This window comes from Altererythrobacter epoxidivorans (assembly GCF_001281485.1).
In the GTDB taxonomy this organism is placed as follows: Bacteria; Pseudomonadota; Alphaproteobacteria; order Sphingomonadales; family Sphingomonadaceae; genus Erythrobacter; species Erythrobacter epoxidivorans.
This window is the reverse complement of the sequence record NZ_CP012669.1, coordinates 2,388,053-2,401,522: the sequence shown is the minus strand read 5'-3', so window position 1 is coordinate 2,401,522 and position 13,470 is coordinate 2,388,053. Positions and strand designations below refer to the sequence as shown.

The window sequence follows — 13,470 nt, the reverse complement described above, 5'->3', positions numbered from 1 at the left end:
TCTCCTAATCCAAAGAACGACTCTGGCGGTCGCTTGTTCGTGCATTGGTATCCTGCGCTTACTGACAGCTATGTCAATAGACAGTTTTTTATCGCTACCTATTCGGCCGGCTGGATCGCAGCGCTCGCGCCGCTCCGGCGAAACCATCGGCGGCGCGATTTGTCGCGTCCGGCGCCGCCCGATTTCATGACGCGGCGGCGGAACAGCGTCGATCCGCCCTTGATGATCAGGCCAACCGCCACTGCCTGCCACAGGAGCACGACGGCGTGCAGCCAAAGTTCCTCCTGCAAGGCGGCGCGCGCCAGCATTGCAAAGGGCGATGACAGCGGAAATGCGATAGCGGCAATCTCGAGCGCGGAGCCGGGCTGCGTGATCGTATAGGCGGCGAGGAAGAACACCATCAGCTGCATCATCGTGACCGGCATGGACAACGTCTGAACCTCGCGCACGGTCGATGCCATTGCTCCGATGGTGAGGAAGAGCGCGCCAAGGAGCAGATAGGCCATGGCGAAATAGACGATACCCAGCGTCATGAATACGGGCCAGCCAACCGCTGGGGCCGGCAGCGTCGCCGGGTCGAAACCGGTGACCTGGGTGATCGCGTCTCCTGCGATTGTCCACATCCCGAACGCGAGCAGTCCCCATACGCTGATGCCGACGATTGACACGGCGAGCATGGCGAACAGCTTGCCTAGGAACACCGCGTCCATCGGAATCGCGGCGGCGAGGATTTCGATGATCTTGTTGGCCTTTTCTTCGACGAGGTTGGACAGCACCATGCCGGCCAGCAGCATGGTGAGCAGGAAAAGCATCATCTGCGCGGCCTGCGCGGTTCGGATGCGATTGCCGCGCTCCGCCGCTGCGCTCGATACGATCACTTCGCGCTTTATCTCGGGGAACCGCGTCGGGGCCGCGCGTTCTGCAGCGGCAGCGATCAGGCTGATCGGGCCTTCCCACCGCGCGATTTGGCTTTCTGGCCCGGTGACGACGGGCGCGCCAAGCGTTCCGCTGATCAGGACGGCATAGCCGCGCCGTTTCTCCTGCAAGAAAGCGGCCCGATCGAAATCGGGGGCTGCGGCCTCTTCGGATACCGAAACAAGGTCGGGCAAGCCGCGAAGCTGGTCCGACAGTTCCTCTTTCGCTGCGATCATTGCATCGGCATCCGCTGCCGACATGGCGACGGCGATTTCATGCGACACCGCCTCGCGTTGCACCTGGCTACCGACACCGCCGGCAAGACCGCCGACGAGGACCGGGAACAAGGGCCCCAGGAGGAAGAAGAAAAACGCCCTGCTGAACAGCACCGCCACGAAGTCCCGGCGCGCCACGACCCAAGCGGCCTGCAGGGTGGAAAGACGCGATTTGTCAGCCTTGCCGGTCATGCTCATCGGTCCATCTCCGCCTGTCCGTCCGCATCGAGCGCACGCGCCGCAGCTTCACCGGCGATATGAACGAAAGCATCATGCAGGCCAGCTCTTTCGATGGAGAGCGACAGGATACCGGCATTCCCTTCGATCAATTGCCGCAGCAGCGGCTCGATGCCTGTTTCTGGCAGCGAGAAGTAGAAAAAGTCGCCTTCTCGCCGCGCGTCGTCGGGTAGTGCGGCGGTCCATGCCCCTTCGCGTGCCCGCGTCTCGAGCCGGACCTGTGCCGGAATGCGATCGCGCGCAGCTTCGACCGAACCTGCGTAAGGGACCTTCCCCCCGGCGATGATGGCGACCCCTTCGCACAACCGCTCGGCATGATGGATGACGTGGGTCGAGAAGATAACCGTCGTGCCATCATCGGCGAGCTGGCGGATCATCCGTTCGAGCTTGCCCTGGTTGATTGCATCGAGGCCGCTGAAAGGTTCGTCGAGCACCACGAGGCGGGGCCGGTGAACCAGCGTGCCGAGCAGCTGGACGGTCTGCGCCATGCCCTTCGACAGCTGGCGAATGGTGCGGTCTGCAGCATGCGACAGGCCGTGATGTTCGAGCAGTTCGAGGCCGCGCTTGCGCCCTTCTGGCAGAGGCAGTCCGCGCAGTGCGCCCATGAAAGCGATCGCTTCGATTGCCTTCATGGCGGGATAAAGCCCGCGCTCTTCGGGAAGGTAGCCGATCAGGCGGGCGATATCGTGAGGGCGATCGTGACCGAACACGCGCCGCACGCCTTCGTCCGGGTCGATAATGCCAAGTAGCATGCGCAGCGTGGTCGTCTTACCCGCGCCATTGGGGCCAAGGATGCCGTAGATGGCACCTTCCGGAACCTCGATGTCGACGCCGTCGACCGCAAGGGTCCCGTCGAACCGCTTGATCAGGCCATGGGCCTCGATTGCCAGCGGCTTGCCGCCCTTCTGCGCGAGATTGCCCGCTTCGATGTGATCGCCTACCGCCATATCCATTCCGCCCAATTAACTTTGAGGGCTAAACGGGAGCAACCCCAAGCGTGGTTAACACCGCGACAAAATTATCCCTCGCAGGCCGGATCGAGGAAGAGGCGAGGCGCCTGGGCTTCGTTTCTTTCGGCGTGACGTCCGCCAGCGAAGATCCCGTGCGCTCGCAGCGGCTCGAGGAGTGGTTGGACGAAGGTCGCCACGCCAGCATGGAATGGATGGAGAACCGCAAGGATCAGCGCGCCTCCCCGCAAACGCTCTGGCCTGATGCGCGCAGCGTAATAGCGCTCGGCATGAGCTACGCCCCTGCGCAGGATCCGCTAGCCCTGGCAGACGCGGCCGACCGCGCTCGGATCTCGGTCTATGCGCAAGGCAAGGACTATCACGACACGGTGAAGAAGCGGCTCAAGGCGCTCGCTCGCTGGATGGTTGCGGAGTGGCCCGAAAGCGAGCTCAAGGTTTTCGTCGACACGGCGCCTGTTATGGAAAAACCGCTGGGCGAGGCGTCAGGGCTCGGCTGGCAGGGAAAACATACCAACCTGGTCAGCCGCGAACATGGCAGTTGGCTGTTCCTCGGCGCGATCTACACCACACTGGACCTCGAACCGGCGCGGCCGCATCGCGACCTGTGCGGCAGCTGCGATGCCTGCCAGCGCGCCTGCCCGACCGATGCCTTCCCCCGGCCCTACCAGCTCGATGCGAGGCGCTGCATTTCCTACCTCACGATCGAGCACAAGGGGCCAGTGCCGGAGGAATTTCGCGCGGGTCTGGGCAACCGCATCTATGGCTGCGACGATTGCCTTGCGGTCTGCCCGTGGAACAAGTTTGCCGAAACTGCGCATCGCCACCGTGACTTCATCCCACGCGCCGAATTGACCGCCCCGCGCCTTGCGGAATTGCTTGCGCTAGACGATGCCGGCTTTCGCCAGTTCTTTTCCGGTTCGCCGATAAAGCGGATCGGGCGTGACAGGTTCGTGCGCAATTGCCTTTATGCAGCCGGGAACAGCGGCGATGTCAGGCTACTCGATCAGGTCGATTTGCTGAGAGCCGATCCCGACCCTGTCGTTGCCGATGCGGCAGCGTGGGCGGCAGATCGCCTCAGGACTTCTTGAATTCGGCGTTGTTCTCGCCGAGCATCGGCACATGGCCAAGCGGCGCCGGCTTCCAGCCGCTGAAACTCGAAGGTTCGCGGGTCTGATATAGCCCGCCCTCGCTCGGGTGCTCCGATCTTTCGAAGAACCCCACCTCGCGCAAATGCGGATCGTCGATGACGTCTTCGAGGTCAGTCACCGCCATGCACGGAACCTGGTGCGGGCGCAGGATTTCGAGCCATTCGGCCGTCGTCTTCGCAGGCGTCAGTTCAGCCATCCGGCGATAGAGTTCGGCCGTGGCGGGAATGATCCCCTGCACATCCTTGAACCGCTCTTCGTTCGCGAGCTCTTCATCCCCCAGCAGCCGGACGACCTGCGGGAACTGCGCGAGCGTATAAGGCACGATGCTGATCCATCCGTCGCTGGTCGGGAATGGCTGCCGGTCGGGGTCGATCTGGCGGGCGTAGGCGGCGGTGTTGTTGGGAGGATCGAACGTCTTTCCGTCGAGATGCTCCTTGAGCATGAAGCTGGCAAAGGCCTCCAGCATCGGCACCTCGACGAACTGCCCTTCGCCGGTGCGCAGCCGGTGGATGATCGCCGCCTGGGTCGCATAGGCGGCGTGCAGGCCCGCGACCTTGTCCGCAATCAGCGACGGAAGGTAACGCGGGCGTTCATTGCCATCGACACGCGAGAGCAGCGTAGTGGTGCCGGTCGCTGCCTGGATCACGTCGTCATAAGCCTGGAGCCCGGCATAGGGACCGCCCGATCCGAAACCGACGCAGTGGACGTAGATGATGTTCGGGTTGAGCGTGCGGACAGCCTCGTATCCCAGGCCCAGCCTGTCGATGGCAGCTTCTCGCACGTTGTGGATGAAGACGTCCGCATCGCGCAGCAGGTCGCGCATCACCGCCAGATCGCCTTCATCCTTCAGGTCGAGCCTGAGCGATTTCTTGCCGCGATTGAGGGCGATGAAACCGGGTCCCATGCCAAGCGTATTCGCCGCCTTCGCGCCGTAGCGATAGGCATCCCCGGTCGGACCTTCGACCTTGATCACTTCGGCGCCGAAATCGGCAAGGATCTGCGTAGCGTAGGGGCCGAAGACGACCGATGTGAGGTCGATAACCTTGAGCCCTTCGAGCATGGGCTTGCCGTCTCCTCCCCCGATCACAGGCGCTCCTTACAAAAGTTCTTTCAAGGGAATATCGGGATTGGCGAGCGTTTCCCGATCGACCACGCCGACACCGTTTTCGAGCAGCTTGCGGCCCTGGACGTAATCCTTCACCGAATTGACGCAGTCGAAGGCGATCGGTCGTCCTTCCTTCAGATAAACGACCGTGAACTTCCGTTCGGCAGGATCGCCCCGCAGGACCGCGTCGTCGTAATCGAGGTTGAGCCCCGCCGTCTGCAGCTTGAGATCGTACTGGTTCGACCAGAACCACGGCAGCGCGTGATATGGCTGCTTGTCCCCCATGATCGCGCGGGCAACCGTGTTGGCCATGTCGTTGGCGTTCTGGACCGATTCCAGACGGATGACGGCCTGGTCGGCAAAGGGATTGGCGTGCGCAGCGCAGTCGCCGATGGCGTAGATGTCGTCGAGGGTAGTGCGGCAATAGACATCCACATCGACGCCGTTCGATCCTGCCGCCCCTGCTGCAATCAGCGGCGCCACCGAAGGAACGATCCCGATCCCGACGATGACCATGTCGCAAGGGACCACTTCCCCGCCAGCCACGCGGACACCCGTGACCTGGCCGTCGGATCCCTCGATGGCTTCCACCGTGGTCTCGAGCCGCAGGTCGACGCCCTGGCGCCGGTGTTCTTCCTGATAGAATGTGGAAAGGTCTTCGCCTGCAACGCGCGCAAGAACGCGCGGGAGCGCTTCGAGCAGGACGACGTCGCAGCCGAGCTTGCGAAGGACAGCAGCCGCTTCGAGCCCGATATAGCCGCCGCCGATGACGACGGCGCGATTTGCACCATTTTCCAGCTGGGCCATCACGGCATCGACGTCGCTCTTGTCGCGCACGCAATGAACGCCCTTGAGATTCGCCCCGGCGCAAGAAAGCCGGCGCGGGTCGCCGCCGCCACTCCAGATCAGCTTGCGGTATCCGACCCGGTCGCCGCCCGACAGCACGACCTCGTGCGCCATCCAGTCCACTTCGGTCACGGCTTCGCCCTGGCGGAACTCGACGTTCTTTTCGGTCCAGAACTTTTCCGGACGGATCATGATCCGCTCGAACGGCTTGTCGCCGGCGAGATATTCCTTCGACAGCGGCGGGCGTTCGTAGGGAAGCTCACGGTCGCGACCGATCATGAGGATCGAATCCTCGTGCCCCTGTTGCCGCAGCGCAATCGCTGCCTGCGCCCCGCCGTGGCCCGTACCCACGATGACGACATCTGCCTGTTTCATGCCGCGTGGGTTGCCGCAAAACGCGGCGAGGTCAAGCTTTCAGGCGCCCGACCTCAGCGTTCCAGCAAGTTGCGCGCCTGGCTTGCAATCTGTGCCAGCATGGCCGGTGCGACCGGGGTGTGGGCCTGCGCGCGCGCGATCATCGAACGGAATTGGCGTACGGCAACCGCGTTGGCTTCGGCCCAGTTGCAGACGGCATTTTCCGGGTCTTCCCGGCTTTCCTTGCGCCTGAGCAGGCGGCGCAGGAATTCGAGCCGCATGTGCTGGAAATCCCTGGCGAGGCCGTCGATCAGCAGACGTTCCCAGACGTCCGAGGGGTTCATCAGCGCGGCAGTTCCCTGCGCCCAGTCGAGGCCCAGCTTGTCGCCGATATTCGTGAACGCGCGTGTCAGTTCCAGTGGGTCCATGCCGCTTTCGCGTGCAAGGCTGGCGATACCGACCGAACCGTCCAGATCGAACAGGTGGACGACCCTTGCAGCAAGCTTGTCGTTCGCGCCGGCGTCCACGAAGCCGTCCTTCAGATTGGCCGACTGCTTGCGCGACTGTCCTGCCAGCAGTTCGGGGACCGCATCGGAAAGTTTCGCGACCGTCTTGCCAAGTTCCTCGACCAGTTCGGACGGCCGGACATTGCCTGCCGACGATCGCAGGATATCCGACATCAGGTTGCCGACTGCGGCGGACACACGGTCGAACAGGAGGATCCTGGCGGTTTCCGGCATGTCTGCGGTTTCGAGCTGGCTCCACAGCGATTCGAGATCGAACAGGCGATCAGCGGAGACGAATGCGGCAGCGACCTGGGCCAGTTCGACGCCTTCTTCCTCGACCAGTTCGAAGGGATGGATGATGCCCAGCCGGTTGACGATGCGGTTGGCCAGCTCGGTCGCGATCAGTTCGCGGCGCAGGCGATGCTCGCGAATCTGCGGCGCGAATTTCTTCTGCATCGGCTCGGGGAAGGCTTCGATGAGAACCTTCTCCATCAGCGGATCTTCCGGCAGCGCGCAGTTCTCGATTGCATCCTGCAGCACCAGCTTGGTCGAAGACAGCAGCACGGCGAGTTCGGGGCGTGTCAGCCCTCGGCCATCGCCGACCCGGCGCATCAACGTTTCGTGATCGGCGAGGCCTTCGGTCCGCCGGTCGAGCGCGTTCATTTCCTCGAGCCGCTCGATCAGGCGCAGCTGCGATGCCAGCGCATCGGGGCCGCCAGCCTCTGCAATCGAGAGGGCGAGTGCCTGCAGCCGGTTGTCCTCGAGCACGATGTCGGCGACTTCGTCGGTCATGCTTTCGAGCAGCGTATTGCGGCTCTTTTCGGATATCTTTCCGGCGCGCCGCGCAGCAGCCAGCGCAATCTTGATGTTGACCTCGTTGTCCGAGCAATCGACGCCAGCCGAATTGTCGATGAAGTCGGTGTTGATGCGTCCGCCCTTCAGCGAGAAAGCAATGCGCCCGGCCTGCGTCACGCCGAGGTTGGCACCTTCGCCGATAACCTTTGCGCGCAATTCGCTCGCATTCACGCGGAGCGGATCATTGGCAGGGTCGCCGACCTGGACGTTATTCTCGCTCTCGTCCTTGATGTAGGTGCCGATGCCGCCGAACCAGATCAGGTCGACGGGGCTGCGCAGGATCGCAGAAATCAGCGCATCGGGTTCGATCGTCTTGGCTTCGATGCCAAGAGCGTCCTGCATCTGCTTTGTCAGCTTGATCTGCTTTGCATCGCGCGGGAACACGCCGCCACCCTTGCTGATCAGCGAAGCGTCATAGTCTTCCCAGCTCGACCGCGGCAGGTCGTAAAGGCGCTTACGCTCCTTCCAGCTTGCCGCCGGGTCGGGATTGGGATCGATGAAGATGTGGCGGTGGTCGAAGGCTGCGACCAGCTTGATCGCCTTGGACAGCAGCATGCCATTGCCGAACACGTCGCCCGACATGTCGCCGCAACCGACCACGCGAACAGTATCCTTCTGGACGTCGATTCCCATTTCGAGGAAGTGCCGCTGGACCGATACCCACGCACCCCGGGCAGTGATGCCCATCGCCTTGTGGTCGTAGCCATTGGAGCCGCCGCTGGCGAAGGCATCGTCGAGCCAGAAGTCCCGGCTTTCGGCGATGGCGTTGGCCACGTCGGAAAAGCGCGCAGTGCCCTTGTCGGCGGCGACCACGAAATACGGGTCTTCGCCATCATGCGTCACCACGTATTCGGGGTGGACGACTTCACCTTCCACGATGTTGTCGGTGACCGACAAGAGCGAACGGATGAAGATCTCGTAGCTCGCCTGTCCTTCGGCGGCCCAGCCATCGCGGTCGCGCGCCGGGTTGGGCAGCAGCTTGGGATAGAAACCGCCCTTGGCCCCGGTCGGGACGATGACGGCGTTCTTCACGCGCTGCGCCTTCATCAGGCCGAGGATTTCGGTGCGGAAGTCGTCGCGCCTGTCCGACCAGCGAAGGCCGCCGCGTGCAACCGGACCGGCACGCAGATGGATGCCTTCGACCCTGCGGGAATAGACGAATATCTCGCGCCATGGGATCGGTTTCGGAAGGATCGGGATGCGACTGGAATCGATCTTGAACGCCAGCGCTTCCTCGGCTGCCGGGGCAAAGGCATTGGTGCGCAGGATGGCGCCCACCACCGATTGATACAGACGCAGCAGCCTGTCGTCGTTGATTGCCTGCACCTTGGCGAGGCCCTTGCGAACGGCATCGCGTGCCGCCTTGGCGGCGTCGGTGCGGTCTCCGCCAAAGGAAGGATCGTGCTTGGCGTAGAAGAGATCGATAAGCGGGCGGGTCACCTGCGGCGCTGCGCTCAGCGCGTCGACGACCGTATAGATGGTGAAACTCATCCCGGCTTGGCGCAGATAGCGATAGAACGCGCGCATCCAGTTGGCTTCGCCTGCGCTCAGGCCTGCACCGACGACGAGGCGGTTGAAGGCATCGCTTTCGGCCTGGCCGTTGAGAACTGCCGAAAGCGCGGTCTCGATTTCTCCGGAACGTTCCAGCAGCGCGCTCGCGCTGTCACCTTCCGCGAGTGCAACGACGAAGTCGTGGATCGTGCCCATTGCCCCGCCATCAAGGGGCGTCGGGATTTCGGACATGACCCGGAACCCGAAGTTTTCAAGCGCCGGTACGGCATCCGACAAAGGCAGTGAACCTTCGTGCTGGTAAATCTTGAGGCGCAGCTGGTCGGGCTTGTCGCCTTCGAGGTGGTAGAGCCGCGCATCGCGTTCGATCCCGCTTTCGGCACCGAGCGACCGCAGGCGCTGGATGTCGACGGCTGCTTCCGCAGCGCCGTAATCGGAACGATATCCCTGAGGGAAAGAAGGGGCATAGCGGGCGGCGATCGCTGCGGCGCGCGCCGGGTCCTCGTGTTCGGCAAGGTGGCGTTCGACCGCTTCGCCCCAACCGCGCAGCAGGTCCTGCAGCTGCGTTTCAAGAGCGATCTCGTCGGGCAAGGCTTGCGCTTCGCGGATGTCCAGGACGAAGCGAAGGAGGGCGAGATTGCCGCCTTCGACCTCGAGGCTCCAGTCGAGCAGTTCGCATCCATGTGATGCAGTCAGCACGTCCCTGATCTGGTGACGCAGCTGCGTCGAGACCATGTCACGCGGCAACCACACGAAGGCGAACAGGTGGCGGGCGAGAGGCGCTTCGATCAGTGCGAGGCGAGGGCGCGGCCGATCGGTCAGGCTCATCATGGCGGTTGCTACGCGCTCGATGTCCTCGGGCGCGAAACCGATCAGCAGGTCGTGCGGCAGGGCCGTCAATGCATGGACGAGCGATTTGCCATCGTGGCTCGACGGGTCGAAGCCCAGTTTTTCAGCGAGCCTGCCCAATGCGGTGCGCAGGCGAGGCACCTTGTGCGGCGGGGTAGCGAGAGCCGCGCTGGTCCAGACGCCCGCATGGATCGAGAGCGCTTCGACCTTGCCATCCTTCGCGCCGTCTTTCCGGACGGGAATGATGAACAGGTCGAGCGGCACGCGGCGATGAACGTTGGAAACCCGGTTGGCCTTCACGATCAGGAGGTCGTGACGTTCTCCGCGCACGCCGCGCTGGTCAAACCAGTTGAACGCGCGGTCATAGGAACTGTCAGCCAGCAATTTCTTGGCGCTCTTGCGAGCAATGCCCAGAAGGTCGGAATGGCTGCCGTCGCGGTGGCGGGTAATATGGCCAAGCTGGGTCAGCATTCCCGAATTGAGCCATTCGAGAAGCTGGACGTTTTCTTCCTTCCGCAGCAGCGCCATGTCCTCGGCCATCTGCTTCTGCAGGCGGGGCCAGTCGCGCACCGCAGCGCGCACATCGCCAAGGGTCTGGCGCAAGGACTGCTCCAGGAGGCGGCGCTGGCGTGCATCGACGCGCTCGGTCTCGATGTAGATCATCGATTCGCGGCTGTCGCCGTCGGCCGTCTTTTCATTGAGCGACGTCAGCCGGCCCTTGTCGTCACGCCGGACGGGAACGATGGGGTGCAGCAGGAGGTCGATGGCAAGGCCTTGTGCGGCAATCGTCGCAGCGAGCGAGTCGACCAGGAACGGCATGTCATCATTGACGACGGCGATCCGGACCACGCGCCGATCTTCGCCGACGCTGGTGACGGCCATCGCCGAACGCTCCGGCTCGCGTTCCATTGCGGTATCGAGCAAGAATGCCGCCGCGTCTTCGAGGGCCTTTCCGCCGAGCGGGGTGTCGCCCGGAAGGATCGATTTGCGCATCAGTTGCGCCAATTGCTTCAGCATCTGTTCCTGCGATGTCTGCTTGGACTTCGAAACCATCGTCCTGCTCCATTCCGCGTGCGTAATATTATTGTTCTCTTACGCAGCAAGGTTTCGTCGATAGGACTGCGCTGCGCGCTCCGCAAGCGCCGATTTTCACCCTTGCCGCCCGCATCGCGCGGCGTCTCTCTATAACATGACAATGGCAGCGGCTGGCCAAACCCTTCCGGTCATACTGCTGCCATGTCGTCCCTTGGGACTCGTGACCCTGCCCGTCCGGGTTCGGTCGTTCAACCGGCGATCGCCTGCATCGTCAGTTCGAGCGATCGGACCCGGGCATCGGGATCGAAGGTCGCGCCGGAACACATGATCTCGTCTGCGCCGGTCCTTTCAACAAAAGCGGAAATGGCATTGCGAACTGTCTCAGGCGAACCGACCGCAGCAGCCTGGCCGATATGTTCGAGCATGGCTCTCGCTTGAACCGGTAAGCTGTCGGTATAGGCCGGGATCGGCGGCGGCAGCTTGCCCGGTTGCCCGGTGCGCAACCTGACGAAGCTCTGTTGCTGGCTGGAAGCGAGCAGGCGCGCGTCCTCGTCGGTATCTGCCGCAAACACGTTCATGGCGACCATGACATGCGGGCGGTCGAGGTCTTCCGACGGTTCGAAATCCCTCCTGTAGATTTCGAGCGCCTGATCGAGATGATCGGGCGCAAAATGCGCGGCAAAGGCATAGGGCATGCCGAGCTTTGCCGCGAGCTGAGCACCAAAGAGGCTCGACCCCAGCATCCAGAATTCGACCTCTGCCCCGAAACCGGGTGTCGCCTTGATCGGCAGGGACGGATCGCCACGCATGAGCGCGCGCAGTTCGACCACGTCCTGCGGGAAATATTCGGATGCCTGGTGCAGGTTCTTGCGCAGCGCGCGCTGCAATTCCGGCCCGGCGCCCGGAGCCCGGCCAAGGCCGAGATCGACGCGGCCCGGGAAAAGCGCGTCGAGCGTTCCGAACTGTTCGGCAATCTGGAACGGCGTGTGATTGGGCAGCATGATCCCGCCCGATCCAATCCGGATCCTCGAGGTAGCATTGCCGATATGCGCCAGCACGACCGAGGTCGCGCCACCTGCGATACCTTCCATCGCGTGATGCTCGGCAACCCAGAAACGCTTGTAGCCGAAGCGGTCCGCCGACTGCGCAAGATCGGTCGCGGCAGCGAGAGCCTGTGGCACCGACCCACCTTCGCGCACGGGCACGAGGTCGAGAACGGAAAGCTCGGGCTTTTTGGTCAAGGGGCTTCGGGTCCTTCTTCGAGTTGGGCGAGATATTCTCGTGCGCGGCCTGCTTCGACCGAATCGGGGGCCAGCGCGATGACCGAATTCCAGCTTTTCCGCGCCGCTTCCTCGCGGCCGGAAAGTATAGCGATCACGCCCCCTTCCAATGCGATTGCCGGGTCGGTCGGGGCGAGCGTAGCTGCTGCCTCTATTTCCGTCTGGGCCGGGTCGAGTTCGCCCAAGCGGCGTAGAAGCGTAGCCAGCAGCAAGCGAATCTCCGGATCGTCAGGCCGCGCGTCGCGTGCCGCGATCAGCTGGGCACCGGCCTCCTCCAACCTGTCCAGTGCGACGAGCGCCCGGCCACGATCAAGCGCGACGAAGGCGATGAGTTCTTGCGAGGCAGACGCCTCGGCATCTTTGCCAGCCCTGTCCAGCAGGGCGATAGCCGCAGCCGCGTCGCCTCCGCCCAAGGCGGAATTGGCTGCCATCGCGCCGAACCGCGCGCGCATCGCGTGCTCGCTTGCTGGCGTCTCGTCACGCGCAGCGACGAATGCCGTCTGTGCGTCGCTCCATAATTCCAGCCTTGTCGATGCGAGGCCGAGGCAGTGATTGGCGAGCACGCGATCGGTGCCCGATGTCTGCGTACGGCGGATCTGAGCGCGGCTGTGAGCCCGCGCAGGATCTTCGTCGATGATCAAAAGGCATTCGGTCAGCCATGGCGAAAGATCGATGTCCGCAGCGGGAGTCACCGAACGAGCCGGCCGGTTCGCCAGTTCGTCGGGCACCCCTGGAATGGCGCCTGCAGATGGATCGGGGCCAACCTGCATCAACAGCGGGAGCGCGAGCGATAGGAGGTTTATCGACATAGGTATTCCGGTCTTTCCTGCCTTCAGGCGATCGTCTCTATCAGGCGCAGCAACAGGGCGATGTCCTGGTGCCGCGAAAGGCGATGGTCGCCATCCTTGACGAGGGTCACCTGTACATCGTCCGAACGCAAGGCCTCTGCCAGCTGCAGGCTGACTTGCCATGGGACATCGGCGTCTTTTTGTCCGTGCAGGAGGCGGACCGGTGCGTCGATCGCAATGGTCGACGTAAGCCGCCGATTGGCCTGCCCGTCCGCGAAAAAGCCCGGATGCATGGGCGTTGGTTCGGGGCCATAGGGGTTTTCGTCGTAAACCGTTTTTCCGGCAACAAGCGCCGCCTTGTCCGCTTCAGACCTGCCCCAGTCGGTGAAATCGGGCGCCGATGCAATACCGACCAGCCCGGCGAGCCTGAGCCCCAGCGTTTCGGCGACGAGGAGGTTGAGCCAACCCCCCATGGAAGATCCGACGATGATGACGGGAACGGTGACGAATTGGTCGATCAGCGCGATCGCCTCTTCGCGCCAGCGGCTGAGCGTGCCGTCTGCAAAATCGCCATCGCTTTCACCGCAGCCGGAATAATCGAGGAGCAGGCAGGAACGGCCGTTCGCCTGGGCCCAATCCATCAGTGCGGTCGCCTTGCCGCCCGCCATGTCCGACATGTAACCGGGCAGGAAGACGATCGCCGGACCTTCGCCGCTCGCATACCGATAGGCGATCCGGCGCCCGTCTGGCATTGTGTGGAAACTGTGATCCTGCATTCCCGCTACATGCGGTCTCGCGCA

Annotated in this window: 9 protein-coding genes; 1 reads left to right on the top strand and 8 read right to left on the bottom strand. The window is 63.3% G+C overall.

Translation table 11 applies throughout. The annotated features are described in order from the left end of the window. Positions 1-98: 98 nt before the first annotated feature. Both AMC99_RS11815 and AMC99_RS11810 read right to left on the bottom strand, forming a co-directional pair. Positions 99-1,382: an ABC transporter permease gene (locus tag AMC99_RS11815; RefSeq protein WP_061927995.1), complete on the bottom strand. Its 1,284-nt coding sequence runs from the start codon at positions 1,380-1,382 to the stop codon at positions 99-101. 2 nt (positions 1,383-1,384) lie between these two features. Continuing rightward, the gene (locus AMC99_RS11810) at positions 1,385-2,380 is read right to left on the bottom strand and encodes an ABC transporter ATP-binding protein (RefSeq protein ID WP_061926789.1); all 996 of its coding nucleotides are present in this window, start codon (positions 2,378-2,380) and stop codon (positions 1,385-1,387) included. Between the two features lie 44 nt (positions 2,381-2,424). On the opposite strand from AMC99_RS11810, the gene queG reads away from it, so the two are divergent. Next, on the top strand, positions 2,425-3,483 hold the full coding sequence (gene queG, locus AMC99_RS11805) for a tRNA epoxyqueuosine(34) reductase QueG (protein WP_061926787.1): 1,059 nt from the start codon (positions 2,425-2,427) through the stop codon (positions 3,481-3,483). Here queG and AMC99_RS11800 read toward each other — a convergent pair. The 6 genes from AMC99_RS11800 to AMC99_RS11775 form a co-directional block, all read right to left on the bottom strand. Beyond that, entirely contained in the window at positions 3,470-4,630 is a 1,161-nt protein-coding gene (locus AMC99_RS11800) for a CaiB/BaiF CoA transferase family protein (protein ID WP_061926785.1), read from the bottom strand. The genes queG and AMC99_RS11800 overlap by 14 nt on opposite strands. A 9-nt stretch (positions 4,631-4,639) precedes the next feature. Next, on the bottom strand, positions 4,640-5,869 hold the full coding sequence (locus tag AMC99_RS11795; protein WP_061926783.1) for an NAD(P)/FAD-dependent oxidoreductase: 1,230 nt from the start codon (positions 5,867-5,869) through the stop codon (positions 4,640-4,642). 53 nt (positions 5,870-5,922) lie between these two features. Then, entirely contained in the window at positions 5,923-10,620 is a 4,698-nt protein-coding gene (locus AMC99_RS11790; RefSeq protein ID WP_157058319.1) for an NAD-glutamate dehydrogenase, read from the bottom strand. 230 nt (positions 10,621-10,850) lie between these two features. Next, positions 10,851-11,843: an LLM class flavin-dependent oxidoreductase gene (locus tag AMC99_RS11785; RefSeq protein ID WP_061926779.1), complete on the bottom strand. Its 993-nt coding sequence runs from the start codon at positions 11,841-11,843 to the stop codon at positions 10,851-10,853. After that, entirely contained in the window at positions 11,840-12,691 is an 852-nt protein-coding gene (locus AMC99_RS11780) for a tetratricopeptide repeat protein (RefSeq protein ID WP_157058318.1), read from the bottom strand. Before AMC99_RS11780 ends, AMC99_RS11785 begins: the two co-directional genes overlap by 4 nt. A gap of 23 nt (positions 12,692-12,714) precedes the next feature. Further along, the gene (locus tag AMC99_RS11775) at positions 12,715-13,446 is read right to left on the bottom strand and encodes an alpha/beta hydrolase (protein ID WP_061926777.1); all 732 of its coding nucleotides are present in this window, start codon (positions 13,444-13,446) and stop codon (positions 12,715-12,717) included. Between the last annotated feature and the right edge of the window lie 24 nt (positions 13,447-13,470).

What these genes read in the sequence shown, in the direction of transcription:
- AMC99_RS11795 (WP_061926783.1), bottom strand. Translation starts at nt 5,869, where the DNA reads ATGAAACAGGCAGATGTCGTCATCGTGGGTACGGGCCACGGCGGGGCG.
- AMC99_RS11790 (WP_157058319.1), bottom strand. Translation starts at nt 10,620, where the DNA reads ATGGTTTCGAAGTCCAAGCAGACATCGCAGGAACAGATGCTGAAGCAA.
- AMC99_RS11775 (WP_061926777.1), bottom strand. Translation starts at nt 13,446, where the DNA reads ATGCAGGATCACAGTTTCCACACAATGCCAGACGGGCGCCGGATCGCC.
- AMC99_RS11810 (WP_061926789.1), bottom strand. Translation starts at nt 2,380, where the DNA reads ATGGATATGGCGGTAGGCGATCACATCGAAGCGGGCAATCTCGCGCAG.
- AMC99_RS11780 (WP_157058318.1), bottom strand. Translation starts at nt 12,691, where the DNA reads ATGTCGATAAACCTCCTATCGCTCGCGCTCCCGCTGTTGATGCAGGTT.
- AMC99_RS11815 (WP_061927995.1), bottom strand. Translation starts at nt 1,382, where the DNA reads ATGACCGGCAAGGCTGACAAATCGCGTCTTTCCACCCTGCAGGCCGCT.